The sequence below is a fragment of the Ardenticatenales bacterium genome (assembly GCA_020634515.1).
In the GTDB taxonomy this organism is placed as follows: domain Bacteria; phylum Chloroflexota; class Anaerolineae; order Promineifilales; family Promineifilaceae; genus JAGVTM01.
The window spans coordinates 983,054-1,005,462 of sequence record JACKBL010000002.1; the positions used below are offsets into that span (position 1 = coordinate 983,054).

Genomic DNA, 22,409 nt, shown 5'->3' on the forward strand with positions numbered 1-22,409 from the left:
CTTAATTGTGCGCCAGCACCTCACGGATTTTGCGAATCAGGGCGTCGGGAGCAAAGGGTTTGAGGATGTACTGGACCGCGCCCACGTCCAATCCTGCTTGCACTTCCGCCTCCTGGCCTTTGGCCGACAGGAAAATTACGGGGATATTCCTCGTCGTGTCTTGCTCTTTTAGCTGCCGGCACGCCTCGTACCCGGTCATGCGCGGCATCCGCACATCCATCAGAATCAGGTCAATGTTCGGATCACTCGTGGCTGCCTTGACGGCCTCCAGGCCATCAGGCACGCTCACTACATCAAAGCTGCTAAACTCCAACGTCAGTTGAATCAGTTCGCGTATGTCGCGTTCATCTTCGGCTACCAGGATTCTCGTCATATTTGCTCACCCTCGTGTGCTTTGCCACAATGCGACCCTTACGCCGGACGCGCCTGGGCCTGGTCTTCAACGACAGGGAGGCTAAACGTGAAGGTACTCCCCTTTTCCGGTTCGCTGTGCAGTTCGAGCGTGCCGCCGTGCATTTGCACCAGCGATTGCACAATGGATAGTCCCAGCCCCGTGCCGGCAACGGCCTGTACCTCATTGTGCCCGGCGCGGAAGAAACGCTCAAAGACCTTCTGCTGATTTTCCGGCGTAATGCCAATGCCTGTATCAATGATACTGACGTAGACAAACCGGTTATTAGCCCGGGCGCGTACCGTGATGGAACCGCCGGCGGGCGTGTAATTGAAGGCATTGTCCAACAGGTTGTTCAGAATTTGCGTCACGCGCGCGTGGTCTCCTTGTACAAGAGGGAGAGAAGGGGTGTACTCCGTCGCCAGGTCCAGCGATTTTTGCTCGTGCTGGATTCGTCCTTGCAAGTGGCCGTGGACGACCTGCTCAATCAATTGCGTCAGGTCCAGCGGACGCAAGTCAAGTTCCGTTTTGCCCGTCTCGAAGCGGGAAATGTCCAGCAGGTCATTGACCAACATGCTCAGGCGGTCGGCATTATTCTTGATTACCTGTAAATAGCGCGCTTGTGATGCGGCCACGGGGCCGGCCGCGCCCATCAACATCAGGTCGGCGTATCCTTTGATGGACGTCATGGGCGTGCGCAATTCGTGCGAAACCGTGGAGACAAAATCGCTTTTCATCTGGTCCAGTTCGACGGCGTGGGTGATGTCGCGGAAAATGGAGACGGTGCCAAAGAATTGGCCGCCGCTGTGGACCGGAGAGAGGGTGACGCTGATCACTTTGCCGGCAATCTGGAATTCATCCGTGAGGGCGACACGTCCGCTATCGGGTTTTCGCTGCGTCGCCCACTCCTCAATGGCCGTCTGCCAGGATGCGGGGAAGGCGTTGTAGCGCCCTAGCATGTCGGCCATTGATTTGCCTTCTAGTTCGGAGCGGGGCAGATCCAGGATCAGGCTTGTTGCATTGTTCGCCAGAGCAATCATGCCACCGGAATCCGCCACCAAAACCCCGTCCGCAATACTCTCCAGGATCGCCTGGTTCTTCGCCGCTTCAATCTGCTCTTCGCGCATTCTTCTCCCCAACCGCTCCGTTTGATCCCGAATCAACACATAAAGCTGCGCATTGTAGATCGCATTAGATACCTGATACGCGGCCGCCACCACCAGTTCCAACTGTCGGCGCGTGAACGCATTCGGTTCGGGATGGAACAGCATGAGCGTGCCCATCACCTGGTCTCCGGAAATCAGTGGCACGGCCAGCGCCGAACGATGGTCATCGCTGGTGGGGCGGCGTAGCCAGCGCGGATCATCGTGCGTGTCTTGAATGAGGATGGGCGCGCGGTTTTGCAGCACCCAGCCAGACAATCCTTCATTCTGCCGCAGTGTCAGTTTGATTCCTTCGCGCGGGAGCGCGCGACCCAGGCCAAAGGCGGCGCGGTAAATCATGAATTCGCTTTCTGGGTCAACGAGAAGAATGCCGCCGCGCGGTGCGCGGGCCACTTCATTCACCAACTCCAGCGCGCGGTTGAGCACATAAGCCTCATCCAGGCTGGCGGAGAGTTCCGTGGTGATTTTCAACAGAAGCTGCATCCGGTCGCGCTCTTCGCTCAGTGCCTGCGTACGTTCGATGACGCGCTCGTCAAGCTGCTCATTCAACTCGCGCAGTTCCGTCACCAACTGGGCGTTCTGGATGGCAATGGCCGCCTGCACGCCAAAAGCAGTCGCCAATTCAATGTCCGTCTTGTGGAAACGGCGCGGATTGCCATTGTCAATCATCACCATCACACCGATGGTTTCGCCTTCTCGTTGCAGAGGTACGCCCAGAATGGCCTGGATGGATTGCTTTTGCGGCAGGCGGACGGTCACGTTACTGGTTTGCGCCAGTTCATTGAAGAAAATGCTCCGTCCGTGGTTGGCGACAACGGCGGCAAACACGTCGGTTTCGTTGGCGCGAATGGTTGTTCCGATGAATGCGTTCTTGCCATGACCTTGGGCCGCCGTCCCGATCAGTGCCAGGCCCCGTCGCTGCCAGATGTAGACGCCATCCACCTGGAAAATGTTCATGCTCTCCCGACAGATCAGGTCGAGGACCGTGGGCAGGTCGAAGGTGGCGTTGATCGCCAGGCTGACGCGCCCCAGGGCGGCGAAGAATTGTTCTCGCTGGGATGTTTCTTTGAAGAGGCGAGCGTTTTCCAGGGCCACGCTGGCCTGGTTGATGATTGCTTGCAGGGTTTTGATTTCGCTGCTGTTTAGCAACCATGCTTCGCGGGCGGCAATCTGGGCCAGGCCGAAGACTTCGTCGCGGATGGTGATAGGCAGGAGGATGGCGTGATAGTTGAGGTCTGTCAACGAGGCCAGCGCACCCCGGCCTTTTGCTCCTACTGGCGGAAGCGGGTAGGTGGCCGGTTCCTGGTGAGTGAGGACGTCGATAGCTGCCGGCATTTCCCGCGCAAAAAACGTCGTTCCCCTCGACGCCGCCGGAGATGCGGACAGAAGCAGCAATTCCTGCCGCGAGCGATCCCACTCGTAAATAGCATAGCCATCGGCGAAGACCGCCTGACGCATATGTTCGCCCATGGCCGCCAACACCTTTTCCTGTTCCAGACTGCTGGAAATCGCATGGATCGCCTGATAAAGCGTTTCCAGTTCTTGCGTGCGCGCCAGCGTTTCGCCAAACAGACGTGAATTTTCGATGGCGGACGTGGCGAAGCGCGCGTAAATCTCCAGGATTTGCAGCGCCTGCCCATCGGGGCGGCGACCATTGCGGGGCTGGTCCAGGCCAATGAGAGCGATTACGTGCTGCTGTTGGTCGTACAGCGGCAAGCAGAACATGTCGTTGGGATGCCAGGAAAAGGCCAGTCCGCGCGGACGCGAGTGGTCCGGCAGCATCACGCCCACGTTTTCTTGTGCCCAGGGGTCCTCCGCGGGAACGAAGAAGGCTGAGCCGAGGCGAAAGCGGAGGAAGTTCGGATCCTGGAAACGCTGCCGCCATACGGAGGGAGGCAGCATGTTTGTTTCCAGATGGGCGTGTTCCTCCGGCGTCAGTCCGACGGCGACCAATTTCAGCGGATTCATTTGCTCATCGCGTAGGGTCAGCGTCACCCTTTCCCAACCAATGCCGCGCAATCCCTCAACAAGCAGGTGCAATTTCCGGTCGAAAGAGGATTCGCGCAGGACTTCCTGGGATATGGAATGAATTTGTTGAAGTTGGTCCGCATAATGGCGCGTGTTGTTGTAGAGGCGGATATTCTCAATGGCCGTGGCTGCCTGGTTGGCGAAAATCTCCAGCGCTTTCGCTGTACTCAGGTCTGGGCGCTGACCGGTAAGCGGTGCATGGAGGCTGATCTCCCCCAACGGTTGGCGGTCGGCCCCACGCAAGACGATGAAGAAGTTGTCCGCGGGCTGCCAGGTGTTTCCATCGTGGGGCGGAGGCGCATCCGGTTCATCTGTGGAGGCGGCGGCGGGCACAAAATATGCCCGCCCCAGGGCGAATTCCGGTCGTGCCATCCGCTGAACGACATCCCATGGTCGTGAATGCTGCTGCATCTCTTGCAGGCGGTTTAGCGGCAGGCCGGCGGCGCTGACCAGCATCAGGGTGCGCGACGGGTCGTTTTCTTCAATAAGGCTGAGGCGGACGATGTTGAAGCCAACGCCTTCCTGGATGGCGTACACCAGGTCTTCGTAGACTTCTTCGACGGTTTTGTTGCTGTGGAAGACGCGGCTGGACTCGACGAAATGTTCAATTTGCTCGGCGCGTTTGCTGAGGAGGGTGTTGCGGGTTTGGATTTCCCGGAAGCGGACCGCGTTGCCTAAGGCCAGTCCGGCGTGGTGGCTGAGCATGCCGAGGAAGCCGCGGGCTTCTCTATGAAAGTGGTTGCGGCGCGTTCCGTAGAGGCAGATGATGCCGGCAACTTCCTGCGCGTAGAGGATGGGGGAGAGGAGCATGGTATGCACACCCTGGACGGGTTGTATCCAGGTGTGCAGGAAGGGCTGGGGCGGGCCTTGCATCAGGCTACGGGCTTCGGCCAGGGCGCGCGATGCCGGCACGGTCTGCCCCCGTTCGACGAATGGTTGCGAAAAAGCATTATCGCCGTCCCGCAGAAAAATCTGGCCGCCGTTGGCTCTGGTGACGAGAATGGCTTCGTTGAGAATGGTCGGCAAAATATCATCCAGACTCAACGTCACATTCAGCTTTTGCACCACGCGCGTCAGGGCCTGGAGTTGGTCACCGGAAGCGGTGGGTTTCTCGTCTTCCGATTCCGGCATGGGGGCCGGATTGATGTTGACCTGTACCAAAACCTGCTCGCCCCAATTGATGGGATGGGTCTCCAGGTGCAGGCTGATGCCGGCAAGATGCAAGTAAGACTCAGAAGGCGGAATGAGCAGATGTTGCCATGTGTCCCGCGGCGCGACAAGCGCGAACAGCGCCGCCAGTGAGTCTGGCTTCTCGCTCACGCCCAACAACTGGTAGGCCGCCGAATTCAAATAGTTGATTGCGCCATCGGTCGCGGCCACCAGCACACCTTCGCTCAAATTGTCGAGGAAATGCCAGGTATTGACCGAGGTCACCAATGTTTGCATCGTTATCCCTGTACACCTTGTTGGTGCAGACGTTTCTTTAGTGGCTGTCCGCAATGAAGGAACGGAAATTAAACAAGACAACGAAGTTGTTTCCTTACCGTTCCTGTAAGCTGACGATGCAATTTACTTTGTTTCATCGTCAGTCCTAAATCAGCGAAAATGTGCGGACAACGACTATCATAGATAGTGGTCCATGATAGCGGCTATCATGGACAGCTTGTCAGTAACCGTCCGTAAGAAAGCGTGAAGCTGTTTTCGGACGGTTACTTAGCCGGATTTCTGGTCGAGTTTGCGCATTTCCGCCGCGGCTTCCGTGATTTCCCGAATATCGGAGAAACGCTGCGTTTCGCTGCTAACCACACCCATCGACAATTGCATCAGCGGTTCCAGTTTGTTGCCCAAGAGGATGCCGTTTTGCTCCCGGTCGATGAAGTTGTAGTGCGTTTTGATGCCATCATCAAAACGACGGCGCAAATCCTCTACTAGCCGCCGCGTATCTGATGACTGCGTGATGATGATGAACGTGTCATTGCTCGGCTGGCCGATAAAATCGTCGGGCGTGCCATAAAGGTCTACGGTTTCGTTGAGGAGCAAGGAGATGAAGCGCATGACCTCGTCGCTGGCGACGAAGCCATAGGCATCGTTAAAGGGCGTGAAATGGTCGATTCCCAGCAGCACCAATGCCCATCCTTGTGTCCGCACCAACCTCCGTAGTTGGTCTTCAATGAGGCGTCCGCTGGGCAACCCGGTGCGTGGGTCGGTCATGTTCGTGCGTCGATGAATGAGGATGGCGTTTTTCACGCGGAGCTTAAGCTCTTCAATGTCGAAGGGCTTGGTGATGTAATCGTCCGCGCCCAGTTCCAACCCGGCGATGCGGTCGCTGCGCTCATCTTTTTGCGTTAAGAAAATAATGGGGATGCGGCTGGTGCGGGTGGTTGTGCGTAGTTCGCGGCACACCTGGTAGCCGTCCTTGTCTGGCAGCATGATGTCCAGCACGATCAGGTCGGGCAGTTGGCGGCGGCAAATCTCCAACGCTTCGTTCCCCCGCGAGGCGACGTCTACCGTGTAACCCTGGCCGTTAAAATAGATTCGCAACATGTTGGAAATGTCGAAATCATCTTCTACGACCAGGATGCGACCGTTATTCCCATTACTCATCTTCACGATTCCCTTTGCTGAAGGCGCGTCCGTTGATTCATGTGGCGTTACGGATGCGCCGGAAGGGTTCTTGCTTGTTGAGAAGTCCCAAGCTCTGATTTTCTTTTTGGTGCGTGGCGGTTGTGCCGGCATCACCACACCAACCGAACAGTACCGGCAACAAATCGGAGGCCAGCTTCGCCTTCCCGATTGTCCGCGCGATTATGCCATTTTTGTGCAAGAACCCGCTCGCGGGCAATTCTATCAATGCTCAATGGATGTGACAATTTGACCGGTAGGGCCATTAGTCATGTCCACGTGCTGTTCCTCAAGGATGCAAGGCCCTCTCATGCTTCCCACCGCGCCGCAAGAGGTGCAAACATACACTGATGTTACAGGATCGGCTGGCGCATCAACCGTAAATCGCCCGTTAATTTGACGGGCATAGTCCTAATTACCTACTGGATGTCCATGCAAGTGGGCGGGCGGCGAGCCGGCAAATGGTGCGGGAGGTATTTGAGGGTTCGTGCAAAACCAACTTTGGCCTATCCGACAAGCAAGAACCCTTCCAGCGCATCCGACATTTCCAATCTTTAATACGAATGCGCCCTTAGCCCAACTGCTCCCCCTTACGCGGATAGAGGCGGGGATAGTCGTACTTGCCAATGAACTGGTGGTGATCGCTTTCTTCGTAGCTGATGTTCTTCTGAATAAAACTGCGCTCGTCGTTGGCGAGCAGCACCACATCCGATTCGATAGTGCGGGCGGGCATCATGTAAAGCCCAGAACTGAGACGGCAATGATGGCCGACACAGCCGCCTAAAACAATCATGCCTGTTTCTTCCAAACCCTCTTTGCCATAGGCGCGCAGCGGCGCGGGCACGACATTGAAGTCGGTGAACGTGCTACCGGCGCCGATAAAGGAGTCGCGCCCCACGACACACAGTTGCAGGCAAGTGTTTTGAGCCACCATGGAACGTTCCATCAAGGTGGTCATGAAGAGGGAGGCGCGGAAGGGGAGGAAGCAGCCGTCTGCCACCACGCTCAGCATGAGCTGGCAGCCTTGCGTGACGTTGACGTTATCGCCGATGATACAGTTGTCAATGACCACACCAGGACCAATGTTCACGTTGTTGCCAATGGTTGTCATGCCGTGGATGATGGCTGTGGGATCGATGCTCACGTTGTTGCCCACCCGCACCACTTCCGAGGTGTCCAGCACCTGTCGTTGTTCCATGATGGCCCGGAAGAGGATGCGCAGCTTGAAGCGCCAGTCGCGATCTACTTTCTCTTCGGTGATGATACCGCGGGCGAAGACGCCAAAGAGGATGTCGATGATGAACACATGTGTCCAGCTTTCCAGGGAGACGAACGCTTTGCGGGGCAGTTGGTAAACAAGGTCGCCTGTTTCCGTGGCCATGTAGGGAGGGACATGGTAGTAGCCGATTTCGCGCGATTCGGTGTCGATGACCAGCGGTTTGGCGATGAAGCTTTGCGAGATACCTTGCGGCAAATACCACATTTCCGCCAGCACCAGTTCCCCTTTTCGTTGGAAGGAGTGGGCCAGGGGCAGCATGTGGGCGGTGACCGCCGGGTCGTCGGCGCGGAAGGCCAGGCGGACGGGCTGGTGCCCGGCGCGGGCGCGGGTGATGAATTCTTCGATCAGGGTCTGGTTGAAGAAGAGGTTGTCGCGGTGGGCCAGGGCTTCGACTTTTTCCTGTCCTTCGGCGCGTTGGGCGATGTCCCAATTAGGATATTCGCGTTCTTCGGTGGTGTAGGGGCTGAGGAGGTCGCGCTGGTGCAGCCAGAGGGGTTTGTTGAGGACGCGCAGGTCGCGGGCCGGCTCGTTGAAGGGGTGAATATGGCTGTCGTCGGTGATGATGACCCGTCTCATGGTGCGAACTCGTATCGCGGGGTGCTGTCTTCGTTGCCGAGAAATTGGGTGAGCGTGCGCACGAATTCCTGGGGTTCGTCGGCCATGGGGAAGTGGCGTGACCGGGACATCAGGGCGATTTGGGCGGTGTTGACGTGGCGGGCGATCAGTCTGGCGTTGTCGGGGGAGACGATGTTATCTCGTGTGCCGTAGATGCCGAGTGTGGGGATGGAAAGTGCCGGCAATTCTTCCACCAGATTCGTGTCGCGCAAATCCCCAATGCTGCGGAAAAATGACTCCAGGCTGGCCCGCTGTACATCACGGAAGATCATCTGCCGTACCTTCTTGGAATCCCGCGCCAACAGCAGGCGCATAATCGAGCTGAGCAGAACGGGGTAGCGCCAGACAATTTGCGCGATCCAGCCGTACCCCGCCAGTTTCAGGAAGAAATTGAGCGAACTGCCGACCACCGGGGAACCGACCACAGCCACCTTGCGGATACGGTCTGCATGGCTCAGCGCCAACTCCAGCGCGACCGTGCCCCCCATGGAGTGCCCGGCGACGGGCGCGGCGACGATGCCTAGCGACTCCATGAACTGGTTTACCATCTCCACATAGCTGTGTATCTCAAAGGAAGGGCTTGCGCCGGTGGCGGACTCGCCGAATCCCCAGAAATCTAGCGCATAGACGCGGTAACGGCCTGTGCCGGCAAGCGCGATCATGGAATCACGCCAGACATCCCAGGAATTGATCCAGCCATGTAGCAGGATAATTGGCTGTCCGCGACCGATGGATTCGTAGTGTAGGATCCCTTGATCCGTGACAATCGAACTCACGCTTGCCTCAGTCTATCGTTTCCAGCCTATCGGGCGAAAAATGGCCTCATTGACGCCGACAGGACATGGCTCTCACGCCAGAAACAGCGAACGGCAGACTTCTGTACACGTTTGGCGAGGGCGGATGGGAGCCGGGTTCATATCCGGAAGTGATTATTAGACGGTTGCTCAGGCGACTTCGCTTTCCTCGAGTTGTTCCAGAATTGAGTAGAGCAGCGCCAGCAAAACCTCCTTGACGCTTTCTTTGTCCAGGGCCACGCAAGGAAGAACCTTGACATCTGGATCGAGGCGCAACACGATGCGCAGGTCTTCCGGTTCCCACGCATCTTCATGGTCTTGCTTATTCGCGGCGACAACATAGGGCGTCGCCGCGAATTCCTTGAACGTTTCCAGAATGCGCTTGGCTTCACGGAAAGTTTCCGGCTTGGTGCTGTCCACCAGAATAACAAAACCAAGCATCCCTTCTGAGAGGATTTCCCACATAAAGTCGAAACGACGTTGTCCTGGCGTGCCAAAGAGGTAAAGAATAATATCTTCCTCTTCGTCATTGTCTTTTGCCACCGTGATGCGGCCAAAGTCCATGGCAACCGTGGTTGTCTCTTTTACTTTTTCCGCTGTGCTGGTGATTCTGCGCTCGGTAGAAACGACGTCTATTTCACTGACGGAGCCTATGAATTCCGTTTTGCCGGCAGCAAACGGCCCTGTGATCACCATTTTGACGACTTGCATGAGACCTTCTGTATTTAATCATGAATTGAGAACGCCAGACTACGCGGAACAGTTCGCGGCGGGCGCGCCATTACAGGCTGCGAATGCGATTAATCAGGCGGCGGACGACGGAGCGTTTCACTGCCGGTTCAATGGGCTTTGGCTCTGGCACGGCGCGACGCCGTTCCGTAGAGGGCGCGGGGACGGGGGCTACCGGACGTGGACGAGATACTATCTCAATCAAACCCGCTTGCAGCAACCCATAAACGATGCGGCGAATTTCAAAATCGCTCAGGTTATTCGCCCGGCCAATCTGCTGCATGGTGTTGCGGGGATTGATAAAAGAAACCACCCGCCACTCTTGCACGGTCAGGTTGATGTTGCGCAGCCGTGCGTCAGGCTTATCCGTGAATCGCAGCGAGATGTCCAGGTCGGGCAGTTCTTCTTGCAGCCGTTCCCATTCCTTTAGCCGTCGGCTGCCTTCCATAATGACGCTTTCCAGGTCAATGGGAATGGTGATGCGGTCGCCGGGGGGCATTTCGTTGGCGTCAAACCGAAATATGCCTTCGCCCCAGGTGAACAGCTTGTAAACGGTGTCCAGAATATCCTGGCGCACGCTTTGGATGATGTCGCTTTGGGTGACGTATCCGGCCTGGATGAGGAGGTGGCCGAGTTGTTTTTCACTGGTTCCCTGGGCGCGCTGCTCTATAAATCGTGCCTGTTCGGCGGATAACTTGCCGGCACGTTGCAAAACCGACGCCAGGTTCCCATTACTCGCGTCACCCATCATCGCGTAGATGAGCTTTCCGCCACGAAACGACATTTGCGCCATGTCGTCACTATGGATCGTCAGCGTGCCTGTCTTACGCGCCAGGTTGATGAGATTCAGGAGTTGTGTTGTGGAAAAGTCGCGCAGATTGCCTTTTAGGGCCATAGTGGTAGCTCTGCCTGATATGGAAATCTCCCCGCGACCTCAACAAAGGGACGGGGGGAACGTTCGCTGCAATTCAGCCTGACGCCAGACACGGTGTGCCACGAGAGAAAGCAGATTGTCGCAAAACTCTTGACTTTATGTTTACGCTCAATAGTAGACCGGCATTATACCTGTAGCCATCAGGGGCGTCAAACAATTTTATGTCACATTGCGGGTGCGAATGATCGGACCCATTTCGAGCTTATTCCATATTTAAGCGTTTGCCCGGCAAATGACAATGGTACTTTCGGGGATGAAATGCCGGCATCAAAGCCTCACCCCTTCCCTACCCATCCCCGTCAACCGCCTATCGCCGGCCACAAACCGTTTGCCCAAACCCCGGCGCGGCATTACAATACGCCTGTATTGATGCCCGGGGCGGTGGCGAAACGGCAGACGCAGCGGACTTAAAATCCGCCGGGGGTGACTCCGTGTGGGTTCGAATCCCACCCGCCCTACAGCAGTAAACCCGGAAAGATAGCCCGCATTGTCGGGCTGTTTTGTTTTTGGCGGAGGATAGATAACGCAAGTGGACGTGATTACGGCGGCCTTGCGCCGTTTTTGGCGGGAAACCGCCGCTGCCTATCCGCGCTGGACGCCGGCGGCGCGGCTGGTTGTGGGTGTGTCCGGCGGCCCGGATTCGACGGCCTTGTGGCACGCGCTGGCCCACGCCGACTTGCACCCCACCGCCCAGCTCACGGTGGCCTACCTGGACCACGGCCTGCGCCCGGCAGCCGACGCGGAGGCGAATTATGTGGCGGCGCTGGCGCGTGATGGTGGATCGCGATTTTATACGGAGCGCGTGGATGTGCCGGCATTGGCGCGGGAAACCGGCATGACGTTGGAAGAGGCCGCGCGGGAAGCGCGCTACGACTTCCTGGCGCGCGCGGCGGCGGCGGCAGGCGCGGCGTTTGTCCTCGTGGCGCACCACGCGGACGATCAGGCGGAAACGGTGCTGATGCACCTGCTGCGTGGGGCGGGCATGGCCGGGCTGCGCGGGATGCTGCCCGCCGGTCCGCTGCCTCGCTGCCCCCAGGTGACGCTGCTACGCCCCCTGCTCACGGTGACGCGCGCTGATGTGGTGGCTTATTGCCGGCATCACCACCTCCACCCCCTCACCGACGAATCCAACCTGGACACCCAGTTTTATCGCAACCGCCTGCGTCATGACCTGCTGCCCTATCTGGCGACATTCAACCCCCAGGTGCGCGACCGCCTTACCCAACTGGCAGCCCTGATGGCCGCCGATTTTGAGCTGCTGCGCGATCTGGCGGCGGAGCAGTTGGCGCGACTGCGGCGGCGGGCGGGGGATGGCTGGCTGGAATTGGACCTGGCGCGCTGGCAGGCGCTGCCGCTGGCGCTACGGCGGGGCGTGCTGCGCCTGGCCGTGAGCGAGATTTGCCCCATGGTGCGGGATGTGGGTTTTCGTGCGCTGGAGTTGGCGCGGCAGGCGGCGGAAACGGGTGTGGTGGGTAAGATGACGACGCTGCCTGCCGGCATCACGCTGCACGTGGGGTACGATACGTTGATGCTGCGCCTGGATGGAGCCGCGCCCACGCCCACGTTGCCGCAGTTGACGCACGTTGCCCCACAATGGCTGACGGGGGCGGTATCGCTGGCGCATGGTTGGATGCTGGCGGTGGAACGGCTGGCGGCGGTGGATGTGGAGCGTGTGCGCGCCAATCCCGATCCGTGGCAGGCGGTGGTGCAATTGCCGCCGGGGGCGTCACTGTGGCTGCGCGGGCGGCGGCCCGGCGAGCGTTTTCAGCCGTTGGGGTTGGGTGGGCGTTCGCAGTCGGTGAAGGAGGCGATGATTGATCGGAAAATGCCGGCATCCCTCCGCCCCCACTGGCCCCTTGTCACGACCGCCGATCACCTCGTCTGGATCGTCGGCCACCAGCTTGACGAACGCGCCCGCGTCCGGTATGCCGACCGCCCTGCCTGGCGGTTACGCTGCTATCGCCGTCCGCAAGATTGGTTCATTCTTGGAGAATGAACCAATCTAAACAACTACTCAGGTTCCAAAACGCATCTGCGCGTCGTAATAATCTTCAATCGTCGCCGCCAGGATTTGCGGCGTCAGGTCGGGGAAATAGTCGGGGAGGAAACACCAACCGGCGTAGCTTGCTTGCAGGGGCATAAAGCCGCTTGTGTGTGGAATCTCCCCTTCATGCACGCCGGTGCGCACAACGAGGTCCGGCAACGGCTGCCCCGCCGTGTCCAGGAAGTTGAAAATCAGATCGGGATTGCGCGTGAGGGCATCAGGTTCCAGTTCGCCGCGGCTGATCGCTTGCGCGATGCTGGTAATGGCCCGCCCTACCTCATCCACGCCGCCATAATCCAACGCCAGGTTAAAGTAATAATGGTCGTAGGCGGCGGTGCGTTCTTCCAGCCGCTGAATGGAGGAGAGGATGGTACGCGAGAGGCGGTCTTTGCGCCCCAGATGGACGAAGCGGGTTTCGTTGCTGATCAGTTCGGCGATGGCTTCTTCGTCGCGGAGGTAGCGGGCGGCGAGGCTCATGAGGAAGTTGACCTGGTCTCCTTGCCGCCGCCAGTTTTCCGTAGAGAATGTCCAGAAGGTGGCGTGTTGGATGCGCCAATGCCGGCATGCCTTCGCAATCCCCTTGATCACCTCCACGCCCATGCGATGGCCATGCTGCGCCGCCAGCCCTTTATTCTGCGCTGAACGACGATTGCCATCGCAGATGACGGCCAGATGTTTGATCTCGTTTGGTCCACGACGCAGGTCTGGGACATTGCTCCAGGTTGTTTCAATCTGGCTAAGCCACTCATCCACGGCGGCGGAAGATTTCAAGATATTGATATTCACTACATTTTCCTCTGTTGCAGGCTGCGCCCAACCATGTCGTTGTCTTCTGGTCACTCGCGGGTCAGATGCCAATTATCATGCGAACCGGCGCGATTGCCAAAAGTTCCCAGCCTATGAATTGTACACGCTGCGGGAACGATACCCGTGATGGACACGGCAATTCTCATTTTCGTGAATTTCGTGGCAGGTTCTTTTCCCGTTTATCCAGGTCAGGTTTGCCGCACGGCGTTATCACTTGTTGACGTGTGCCGAACGCCTCAGTATACTATGGATCGGTCCAACAATACAGGATCGGGGCGTAGCTCAGTTTGGTAGAGCGCTCGGTTTGGGTCCGAGAGGCCGTCGGTTCAAGTCCGGCCGCCCCGACTATACGCGGCAGTGGTGTAGGGGTAACACATGAGCCTTCCAAGCTCCTGTCACGGGTTCGAATCCCGTCTGCCGCTCTTTGGGGGAAAATGGGAATAGGGGCCTGTAGCTCAACGGCAGAGCAGTCGGCTCATAACCGATCGGTTCCAGGTTCGAATCCTGGCGGGCCCATTGGATTGACGGTATTGGGGGATCATGGGAGAAGTTATTCCGCTTGTAGCTGTTCACGACCACCCTCCCGGAAACTGTTTTGGCAACTGCTAAGTAGCTGTCCGCAATAAAGTTAGCGGATTGGACCAATTTTCTCCGGTGAAAATTGATCCAATCTGGCTTCGCAGTTACACCGGATAATCCAAAGTCAATCCCATCCAGGCTTAGCCATTGTGGAGCCGTACAAGCGAATGTAGACTTGTCTCAAGCCGTTTCTGGTGTGGCCCTGCTCACGCGCCACACATCCGTCGCAAATCGGTCAATAAAATAACGGTCGTGGACAACGGCCAGCACGGTTCCCTCAAACTGCGCCAGCGCCTGCTCAAACAGCGTGCGGGAGGGAATGTCCAGGTGGTTGATAGGTTCGTCCAGGAGGAGGAAGTTGCACCCCTGGGCGATGAGGCAGGCCAGCATCAGGCGGGCGCGTTCGCCGTAACTCAATCGCACAATGGGAAGGAGCGCGTCATCCCCCGTGAACAGGTAGAAATGGAGATAGGAACGGGCATCCGTTTCGCTCATGGCCGCCACTTGCCACAGCATTTGCAGCGGGGTGAGCATTGGGTTTAGCATCTCCTGCTCCTGGGTCATGTAGCCGAGGCGGACGCTGCCGCCCAGTTGCACCTGCCCGGCCAACGGCGGTATTTCCCCGGCGATTGTACGCAGTAGCGTGGTTTTGCCGGCACCATTCGCCCCCGTCAGAACCACCCGCTGCCCCGCCCGTATCTGCCGGTTCAGCCCGGTGAGCAGCGGCCTATCATACCCCACCGCCACATTCTCCAGAGTCAGCACGTCCCGCCCCAGATGCGCGTGCCCCTCGAATTCCAGCTTAACCTGCCAGTGGCGGGCCGGCTTTTCCACCCGTTCATCTGATTCCAGATACCGCTCCAGTTTCTTTTCCCGCGACTTGGCTTTTTGGGCGACCTTTTTCGCCAGCCGGCGCACGTTGGGCTGGCGCGGCGTGGTGGACCGCTCTACGGAGCGCGCCTGTTCCATCGTGCGCGCGATGTCCTGTTTCATGCGCCGGATCTCATATGCCTGATCCCGCCACTGCGCCCACTGACTCTCTTGCTCTTGCTCAAACTGCGCCAGGTAGTCGCTGTAGTTGCCAACGTATTCGCGCAGGGCGTGTGTATCCGGGTCGAGGTCGAGGATGCGCGTGGTGGTGCGGTCCAGAAATGTGCGGTCATGGGAGACGATCAGCGCGCCGCCGGGGAAATCGGCCAGCCAGGATTCCAGCCACTCCAGCATTTCGATGTCCAGGTGATTGGTCGGTTCGTCCAACAGCAGCAGTTCCGGGTCGCCGAGGAGAACGAGGACGAGCGCGAGACGTGTTTTTTGGCCGCCGGAGAGATTGGATGCCGGCATTTCCCCCCGCACATCCCCCAATCCCATAGCCGCCAACAGCGCGGGCGCACGCCCCGGATCGTGGCGACTCAGCCGCTCCAAAGCCAGATCATACGCCTGCTGCCAGTCGGCGTGGGCCGGGTTTTGTGTCAGCGCCGTGGCCAGCCGCGTCACCTCCGCTGCGAGCTGCGCCTGGTCCCCCGCCGCCCGCGCGATAATCTGACCAACAGTCAGGCCGGGTTCCGGTTCAAAGCCCTGCGCCAGGTAGCCCATGCGCAGCGACGCGGGAACGGTCGTGATGTGGCCGCCATCGGATCGCTCCGCGCCTGCCAGGATGCGCAGCAGCGTCGTTTTGCCACAGCCATTGGGGCCGATGAGACCCACGCGGTCGCCCGCGTTGACCGTAAATGTGATGTTATGCAAAATGGGGTTGATGCCGTATGACTTGCTGATGTGGTGCGCCGTTAGCATGAGGGGCCTCCGTGATGAAAAGATTACAAAAGTCTCCCAGACTTTTGTAATCTGGCGCGGCAAACAGCACGCCGGATTACGGGAGCGCGCAGGCAGAACGGGGGGCTGGCCTGCTCAATCAAGCTGTCCGCACAATCTCGCTAACTTTTTGCGAACAGCCGCTAACTAGCGAATCGTCATTGGCAACCTCAGAGGGGTAGAAGTGAATCGTGGACAGTGGCAAGTGATTGGTGGAGATTATAGCAGAGGGAGAAGAAGCGGGCGAATGCCCTTGATGGAATAGCAGCAATTCCAAATATGGTAGGGGCGGGATGGCGCGGAATAGACCTGTAGGAAACAAGAGGCCTCGTCTCCGCGCCATCTCGCCCGCACAGGCCGTAAATGCGGGCGAGATGACCGGGAGACAACACCTTACGCTAGACGAAGGTATTTCCCGGTCATCCCGCCCCTACCAAGGGATTCCAAAATTGGAATTGCTGATGGAATAGCAAAGTGTTTGCGTGATGAAAAAAAGAAACGGGGGTATGAGGTTGACGAAGTCGCCGGTCTTGACCACTCAGTCGGCGGCGACGGGAATACTCGTCTGGTCGGCTCGCAAACGAATCAGGCAAACCAGTTTTCCACCTGTAAACCAGAAAACTGAGCAAAATCATTTTGATTTCGTGATACCAGGATTAAATGATTGACTGCTGCTACTGCCGCAATCTGCCCGTCAGGGTAAGATGGCGTTAGACCTTGCCGAGATAAACGGGCGCGCTCCTGAGAAAACCAGGTAGCTGCGTCAGCGTCGTAGGGCAGTATCAGAATTTCCTGCTGAATGATACTGAGTAAATATTGCTCAAGGGCTGTACGTCTCGGGGACCTGTCCATACGAAGTACGCCAAAGAGCAGTTCATGCCAGGTAGTCGCGGCAATAGCGAGCTCCCCCGCTGCTGCTTCGAGGCGCTTGATAACTTTCTGGTTCGGTACCTTCCGCACAGGTTCAGAAACGAGGTTTGTATCCAGCAGATATTTTATGGCCATGGATCTTCGTCCGGCGCTGATGTTTGTTCGCGAACATTCCCCCAGATTTCATCTGGATCCATGTCCAGTTCCGAAACATTCCATTTCTGTCGCCATTCCCGGCAGGCAGCCCAGAAATTGCGTTCCGGTTGATGAGCCAGCAATCGGGTATATTCTTCCGTAGAAAGAATGACAGCCACCGGCTGACCACGCCGCGTCACCTGAACGGGTTGGTTGTTTTCCTCTGCGTTTCGGATCAGCGCCGCAAACTGATTGCGGGCTTCCGCAATAGAGTAAGTTGTCGTCATCTTACACCTCATTGATGGCTATTTACATGGCTATTTTACCCTTTGCTCAGATGAACTGTCAATAGAAAATGGCCGTTGCCTGTCGTCTACTCGCCCGGATTGTAGGTGGCGAGGACAGCGCCGGCATTTCCCGAACCATCGCGGCACAAACGCGAACCCTGCATCGATAACGGCGCGATAAACCGGACCAGAGTCAGGGCGTTGCAGGAAACGCCGGGATTGTACTGCAACACAAACCGCTGCTGCGTTGGCTGGAAGCCCCACGCATCCTTGCCGCCCACTTCGTCCACATTTCGACGGTTTGCCAGTAGCCAGTACGTCCCTGCCCCTTCGCTGCCGTCGTTCATAAAGAACTGGTAGTCGAGCGCGCCGGTAATCGCCGCCCATTTTGCCTCGTATGCGCCCATGTCGCAGCCCGTTCCCCGCGGACGCAAGACGCCGCGCCGGCAACGGCGTCGCCCACGTTGATGGCCGGATTGGGGGGCAGCAGCGCCATAGTGAGCGTGGGACCGCCATAGTCTGGCGAAATCCACATATGGTGATCGAAGTCGAGGCTTTAGCCGGGTCAACCCCCCATATGTAGACCGGCTGAAGCCTCGACTCCAAAAACGCCAGTGTCCAGTAAGAAACCTTTTGTACATGGACCAACCTCCTTGATAAGAGGGGATACCGACCAGACTCCAACCTGTTGGCGCAAGTTCCTCTTTGGACACAAACTGACTTGGATAACTGAAAAGTTTAGCCTAAGGGGACAGCGTTACTCTACCATTGAACCACGGCTAATACTGGCGCTGATTTACGATTGTGAAAAGTATGGGTCTTCGTGGTTTCACAAATAATCTACCAAAGGTGTTTGCGGCGAAGGTAAACTTAGTTGTTCTATCATCATGGGCACAAATAGGACTTCATCTTCAGGCGGCAAAATGACGTGCATCAGCAAACTGTCCAGCGTTAAGTTGAGATACCGAACTGTGTCTTTATGTTTGCGCAGGTCACGAATAAACCATTTCACCCGATCCTGTTGTTCTTCATTAGCCAGGGTGAGTATTTCATCCTGTCCCAGCCCGGATAGGGAGGCGAAACAAGTTTGCAGCCACAATCTGTGCTGCAAATCGGATGGGAATATGTCAAGCGGCGATTTAACGCTTGCCGGTAACGATAGGTGTTGTCCATGTTTGCTAATTACGCTGACCAACATTGGCCAGCCTTCTTCATCATAGATGCCGTACATGATTTCAGAGGTGTGAAAGGGATGTTTAACCATCAATGAGGCCAGTTTGCCGGCAATGGCATACCAGGGTTCTTTGGGACGTGGGATTTCGTCAATATAAAGGATGCGTTCATCTGGCTCATCGCCAAAATGGAGCAAACCGGCCAACGCTTCCTGCTGTTTTTTTGTCAGGGGCAGGTTCTGTTCCTGACTGACAACCGCTTCCCATTGTAAAAAGTAGCCTGATTCGAGTTCGTAAATGAAATCTTCCAAAATCCATTCCAGGGCTGCCGGGTCATCCAGCCTTCTGTAAGTGAATAAATCATTGGTGGGAACATCTGATTCAATGGGCCAAATAGTTAAGAGTGGCCGTTCTGGTCGTCGTTTTGCTTCCCGTTTTTTCTTACCTTTTGGTCGTTTTGACTTTTGCTTGCTCATTCTTGACTCTTCTGAAAAAAGGCCAAAAACCGGGTTTTTGCACATGAACCACTCTGGCAATTTCCGCCGGACAGTCGAAAAACCCGGTTTTTTCAGTGAACTCATTCTTTTTCTTCCAATTATAACTTCGAGATGTTAGCCCGGCGCGGGGTCGTAACGATGAAAACAACCGGGATAGTGACAAATCTCACCTTTGTCACTATCCCGATTGCTTCTCCCACTACTGGAAAGCGGTGATGAAGTCGCCGTGCCAGAGGCCAAAAATGCCGGAGCCGTCCTGGCAGGTGCGCACGCCCTGTAAGTAGGGGCCGGGGAGGATGAAGGTTCCGGTGGAGAAGGCGTCGCACTTGTAGCCGGGGGCGTATTGTAGGATCATGCGGCCGGGATCGGGTTGTGTCTCCCAGGTTCCCGTTTCCGCGTCGTTGTCCACGAATGTGCCATCGAGGAGCAGCCAGACGCGATTGGTGCCGCCGCTGCCGTCTATCATGTGGTAGGTGAGGTCCATGATCAGGTCAATATCCGCTTCGTCGGCCACCAGCGTGCGCACGGTGGTGGCGTTGTCCGTCAGGTCGCGGTCGTAGGTGCGTTGCGTGGCGCCGGTGGTGTAGGTGAAGAGACCCAACTGGCCGGGGATGATGTGCAGGTTGCTGGCGACGATCTGGCCGGGGGCGAGGGCGTTGAGGTGGCAGACGACGCTGCCGCTCTGGTCGTCGTCGCGGCAGTCGCTGACGTAGACGCCATCGGCCAGTGCCTCGATCTCGTTGCCGGAGAGGGCGCGGCGGAAGAGCATGATTTCGTCCATGCCGCCTACGAAGGTGTTGCCGGACCAGGGCGCGCGCCCGACGGTGAAGGCGAAGGGGGTGCTGGCGATGGGATAGTTGCCTACGGGCACGCGCGCCACCTCGTTCCCGTTGATGTAACCCACCAGGTCCCCGCCCGTCTTCCAGGTGAGGGCGACGTGTAGCCAGGTGTTTGCCGGCAAATTACCCGCCTGAAAACTGTATAATGTGCCCACCGAGTCCCACACCTGCCCGTACAACTTGTTCTGGTAATGCCCTAGCACATAGCCATAGCCTTGCTGTCCCTTGCCCAGGAATTTGCGGTCCGCGCTGGCGGAAGAGGTTTTGACCCAAAGCGACAGCGTTAGCTCCGCGCCCGGATTCAGCCCTTCGCCGGTAGGACCGACCATGTAATCGTCGCCATAAAAGTTGAGTGCTGTGCCATATCGTCCTTCGTTGCCGGCATAAGGGCAGGATGCTTGCGTGACGCAGGTGAGGTCGTCGCCATAGCTGGAGCTATCGCGGAACGTCATCGCGCCCGACGGATCGTCCAGGTGCAAATTGAGGCGCGCTTCCGCGTTCAGCGCGGGGGCGAAGCTGAACGTGGGCGGCAGCAGCGTGGTCATGGTGATGAACCGGCTGTTGTTCGGTCCCTCGTTGGAGAGCAGCACCGTGTAGGTGAAGGGGCTGCCTTGCACCGCCAGCCCAGGGTTGGCCCGTTCATGCACCACGAGGTCGGCGGCGGGCCTGACGCGGGCGGCGTTGGTGAGGGCGTTATCAGGCGGCGTGTAATCGATTTCGTAGCTGTCCACGGCGGCGGTGTTCAGCATTTGCCCCGTTTGACCGGGGAGAACGGCCACATCAAGCTGCGCCGAACTGCCGGGGAGGAGCGCGCCCCAGAAGCAGGCGACGCCTGTGCCCACGTAGCTGCACGCGCCCTGGCTGGTGGTGTAGGTGATCAGCGTGCTGACGGCGGGGATGGTGTTGGTGACGTAGACGTTGGTGGCGATTTCGGTGCTGGTGTTGACGACGGAGACGGTGAAGGTGAGGATGTCGCCCAGGTAGGGCGTGGCGGGGGCATCGGTGACGTTGAGGCTGAGGTCGGTGCAGGGGCAGATGGCGTTGTCCAGGCTGCCGGCATTATCCCACAGATACGCTTCCGGATTGGCGGCAAAGACAACGACCTCGTTGTGGACCTGGGCCGGGTGTGCGGGCGGCTGCACGTCGATTAGCACGTGGGCGGCGCTGTTGGCGGGCAGGGTGGGCAGGGTGCAGGTGATGATGATGCCGGCATTTCCGCACACCCCCCCATCCACCGTCGCCGAGAGCAGCGTCAGCGGCGCGGCCAGCGTATCCGTGATGATCACGTCCGTGGCTGCCTGGGGACCATCGTTGTGCAGGAGGATGTCATATGTGAAGGGCGTATTGGCGGGCAAGAATGGTTCCAACGGCGCATATTCTACCCACAAATCCACCGCGCTCTCCGTCTCCGTCGCGCCCATGTCGCAGCCGTAGCTTTGCGGGCGGGAGACACCGCGCTGGTCGGCGGCGGCGCAGGTGGCGCTGTTGCCGGCATTCACCGCCGGACTATAAGGCCGCAGCGCGTGCGTGCGCGTGGGGCCGCCGTTGTCCGCCAGTGTATCCGAGAGAACGGTGGTGAAAACGACGTTGACCGGAACCATGATGTCCGTTTCTCCCGGCGCGGGGCAGCCGGTGTTCTGGCCGGTGAGATTGTAGCCGTTGTTGGTGAAAGAACCATAGCAGTCGGCGCCGACGGAGGCGGAATTGCCGGCAACAATGCTATTCCGCATCGTCAGCGCCCCATTTTCGTTGAAGATGCCGCCGCCGCCGCTCACGCCCTCGTTGTGCGTGAACGTGACGTTGTTCAGGTTGGCCGCGCCCGCGTGCAAGTAGAGTCCCGCGCCGTAGTCACCGCTGGCACCGACGTTGCCCTTATTGCCGGAGAAGGTGCTGTTGGCGACGATGATGCTGCCGGCAGTTTGCGAGACACCGCCGCCGTATATCAGACCGATGTTGTGGGCGACGGTGCTGCTGGCGATGCGCAGGTTGCCTACGTTGTAGACGCCGCCGCCCTCGTATTCCGCCTGGTTGCCGTCAATGCTGCCGCGCAAAATGGAGACGATGCCGGAATCGTTGTAGATGCCGCCGCCGACGCCGGACTCGGCGATGTTGCCGGCAATTTCGCTGGCAAACAAGGTCACGGTTCCATTGTCGTTGTAGATGCCGCCGCCGTGCCCGCCGTATTCGTCCGGCGGGTCGTCGGTCGTTTTCACGGCTACGTTGCCGCTGATGTGGCTGTTGTGCAGCATGAGCCTGCCGCCCTGGTTGTAGATGCCGCCGCCGCGGGTGTTGGTGGGGCTGTTGTGGCTGGCGTAGTTTTGGGTGAGGGTGACGGCTTCCAGGGTGAGAATGCCGGCATTAAGAATTCCCCCCCCATACCCCGCCAACCCATCCCGAATCGTCAGGCCGCGCAAGCCGACGACCACGCCGCTGCTCACGCCCAGCACGCGCCGGCTGTTGCCGCCGCTCAGGGTGACGCCCGGCGCGCCGGCAGCGTCAATCGTCACGGACACATTCACCACCAGCGGCGCGGAGGTGAGCAGAATGGTCGTGGGCGCAGGGAAATCGAACGTGATCAACCCCTGTGGGCAGATGTCCAACAGCGCCTGCCGCAGCGTCCCCGCACCACTGTCCGCCGCGCCGGTGACGACAATGGTCGGGCTGCAATCCCCGGCGGCGGCGGACCGCTGCCGGGGCGGCATGGCCAGGCCCACGAAGCCAATCAGCAGAGCCGCTATCACCAAATGCGTTTTCCATCGTTTAACGGACATGCTCAATCCTTTAGGGAGGAAACTTCATGAACATCTTCCCGGAA

At 58.3% G+C, this 22,409-nt stretch carries 15 protein-coding genes and 4 tRNA genes; 5 read left to right on the forward strand and 14 right to left on the reverse strand.

Features of this window, described 5'->3' with window-relative positions; genetic code table 11:
- Position 1 precedes the first annotated feature (1 nt).
- The 7 genes from H6650_08525 to H6650_08555 all read right to left on the reverse strand — a co-directional run bounded on the left by H6650_08525 (position 2) and on the right by H6650_08555 (position 10,516).
- On the reverse strand, positions 2-373 hold the full coding sequence (locus tag H6650_08525; GenBank protein MCB8952044.1) for a response regulator transcription factor: 372 nt from the start codon (positions 371-373) through the stop codon (positions 2-4).
- A 38-nt stretch (positions 374-411) separates the two neighbouring features.
- The gene (locus H6650_08530; protein ID MCB8952045.1) at positions 412-5,028 is read right to left on the reverse strand and encodes a GAF domain-containing protein; all 4,617 of its coding nucleotides are present in this window, start codon (positions 5,026-5,028) and stop codon (positions 412-414) included.
- A 267-nt stretch (positions 5,029-5,295) separates the two neighbouring features.
- On the reverse strand, positions 5,296-6,186 hold the full coding sequence (locus H6650_08535; protein MCB8952046.1) for a response regulator: 891 nt from the start codon (positions 6,184-6,186) through the stop codon (positions 5,296-5,298).
- Between the two features lie 589 nt (positions 6,187-6,775).
- On the reverse strand, positions 6,776-8,059 hold the full coding sequence (locus H6650_08540) for a multidrug transporter (GenBank protein ID MCB8952047.1): 1,284 nt from the start codon (positions 8,057-8,059) through the stop codon (positions 6,776-6,778).
- Complete coding sequence (locus H6650_08545) at positions 8,056-8,874, reverse strand: alpha/beta hydrolase (protein ID MCB8952048.1); 819 nt, start codon at positions 8,872-8,874, stop codon at positions 8,056-8,058. The genes H6650_08540 and H6650_08545 overlap by 4 nt, the downstream gene beginning before the upstream one ends.
- 168 nt (positions 8,875-9,042) lie before the next feature.
- Complete coding sequence (locus H6650_08550) at positions 9,043-9,603, reverse strand: ATP/GTP-binding protein (GenBank protein ID MCB8952049.1); 561 nt, start codon at positions 9,601-9,603, stop codon at positions 9,043-9,045.
- A 70-nt stretch (positions 9,604-9,673) separates the two neighbouring features.
- The gene (locus tag H6650_08555) at positions 9,674-10,516 is read right to left on the reverse strand and encodes a DUF4388 domain-containing protein (protein MCB8952050.1); all 843 of its coding nucleotides are present in this window, start codon (positions 10,514-10,516) and stop codon (positions 9,674-9,676) included.
- Positions 10,517-10,930: 414 nt separating this feature from the next.
- Here H6650_08555 and H6650_08560 point away from each other — a divergent pair.
- Positions 10,931-11,013: transfer RNA gene (locus tag H6650_08560), tRNA-Leu, on the forward strand.
- Between the two features lie 71 nt (positions 11,014-11,084).
- Complete coding sequence (gene tilS / locus H6650_08565) at positions 11,085-12,551, forward strand: tRNA lysidine(34) synthetase TilS (protein MCB8952051.1); 1,467 nt, start codon at positions 11,085-11,087, stop codon at positions 12,549-12,551.
- An 18-nt stretch (positions 12,552-12,569) separates the two neighbouring features.
- Here tilS and uppS read toward each other — a convergent pair whose 3' ends face one another.
- Positions 12,570-13,385, reverse strand: a complete 816-nt coding sequence (gene uppS / locus H6650_08570) for a di-trans,poly-cis-decaprenylcistransferase (protein MCB8952052.1) — start codon at positions 13,383-13,385, stop codon at positions 12,570-12,572.
- A 292-nt stretch (positions 13,386-13,677) separates the two neighbouring features.
- Here uppS and H6650_08575 point away from each other — a divergent pair.
- The 3 genes from H6650_08575 to H6650_08585 all read left to right on the forward strand — a co-directional run bounded on the left by H6650_08575 (position 13,678) and on the right by H6650_08585 (position 13,922).
- A tRNA-Pro gene (locus H6650_08575) sits at positions 13,678-13,751 on the forward strand.
- Between the two features lie 6 nt (positions 13,752-13,757).
- Positions 13,758-13,828, forward strand: a tRNA-Gly gene (locus tag H6650_08580).
- A gap of 22 nt (positions 13,829-13,850) precedes the next feature.
- A tRNA-Ile gene (locus H6650_08585) sits at positions 13,851-13,922 on the forward strand.
- 243 nt (positions 13,923-14,165) lie between these two features.
- Here H6650_08585 and H6650_08590 read toward each other — a convergent pair.
- The 6 genes from H6650_08590 to H6650_08615 all read right to left on the reverse strand — a co-directional run bounded on the left by H6650_08590 (position 14,166) and on the right by H6650_08615 (position 22,365).
- Positions 14,166-15,776 carry an ABC-F family ATP-binding cassette domain-containing protein gene (locus tag H6650_08590; GenBank protein ID MCB8952053.1) on the reverse strand — a complete coding sequence of 537 codons (1,611 nt, stop codon included), beginning with the start codon at positions 15,774-15,776 and terminating at the stop codon, positions 14,166-14,168.
- A 603-nt stretch (positions 15,777-16,379) separates the two neighbouring features.
- On the reverse strand, positions 16,380-16,799 hold the full coding sequence (locus H6650_08595) for a type II toxin-antitoxin system VapC family toxin (GenBank protein MCB8952054.1): 420 nt from the start codon (positions 16,797-16,799) through the stop codon (positions 16,380-16,382).
- Positions 16,790-17,086: a type II toxin-antitoxin system Phd/YefM family antitoxin gene (locus H6650_08600; GenBank protein MCB8952055.1), complete on the reverse strand. Its 297-nt coding sequence runs from the start codon at positions 17,084-17,086 to the stop codon at positions 16,790-16,792. The genes H6650_08595 and H6650_08600 overlap by 10 nt, the downstream gene beginning before the upstream one ends.
- Positions 17,087-17,172: 86 nt before the next feature.
- Positions 17,173-17,493, reverse strand: coding sequence for a hypothetical protein (locus H6650_08605; protein ID MCB8952056.1), 321 nt, complete (start codon positions 17,491-17,493; stop codon positions 17,173-17,175).
- Positions 17,494-17,915: 422 nt separating this feature from the next.
- Positions 17,916-18,839, reverse strand: coding sequence for a hypothetical protein (locus tag H6650_08610; protein MCB8952057.1), 924 nt, complete (start codon positions 18,837-18,839; stop codon positions 17,916-17,918).
- 115 nt (positions 18,840-18,954) lie between these two features.
- Entirely contained in the window at positions 18,955-22,365 is a 3,411-nt protein-coding gene (locus tag H6650_08615; protein MCB8952058.1) for a DUF11 domain-containing protein, read from the reverse strand.
- Positions 22,366-22,409: the final 44 nt, after the last annotated feature.

Coding starts and splice junctions, on each gene's coding strand:
- H6650_08525 (MCB8952044.1), bottom strand. CDS start 373: ATGACGAGAATCCTGGTAGCCGAAGATGAACGCGACATACGCGAACTG.
- H6650_08530 (MCB8952045.1), bottom strand. CDS start 5,028: ATGCAAACATTGGTGACCTCGGTCAATACCTGGCATTTCCTCGACAAT.
- H6650_08535 (MCB8952046.1), bottom strand. CDS start 6,186: ATGAGTAATGGGAATAACGGTCGCATCCTGGTCGTAGAAGATGATTTC.
- H6650_08540 (MCB8952047.1), bottom strand. CDS start 8,059: ATGAGACGGGTCATCATCACCGACGACAGCCATATTCACCCCTTCAAC.
- H6650_08550 (MCB8952049.1), bottom strand. CDS start 9,603: ATGCAAGTCGTCAAAATGGTGATCACAGGGCCGTTTGCTGCCGGCAAA.
- H6650_08555 (MCB8952050.1), bottom strand. CDS start 10,516: ATGGCCCTAAAAGGCAATCTGCGCGACTTTTCCACAACACAACTCCTG.
- H6650_08590 (MCB8952053.1), bottom strand. CDS start 15,776: ATGCTAACGGCGCACCACATCAGCAAGTCATACGGCATCAACCCCATT.
- H6650_08595 (MCB8952054.1), bottom strand. CDS start 16,799: ATGGCCATAAAATATCTGCTGGATACAAACCTCGTTTCTGAACCTGTG.
- H6650_08600 (MCB8952055.1), bottom strand. CDS start 17,086: ATGACGACAACTTACTCTATTGCGGAAGCCCGCAATCAGTTTGCGGCG.
- H6650_08605 (MCB8952056.1), bottom strand. CDS start 17,493: ATGGGCGCATACGAGGCAAAATGGGCGGCGATTACCGGCGCGCTCGAC.
- H6650_08610 (MCB8952057.1), bottom strand. CDS start 18,839: ATGAGTTCACTGAAAAAACCGGGTTTTTCGACTGTCCGGCGGAAATTG.
- H6650_08615 (MCB8952058.1), bottom strand. CDS start 22,365: ATGTCCGTTAAACGATGGAAAACGCATTTGGTGATAGCGGCTCTGCTG.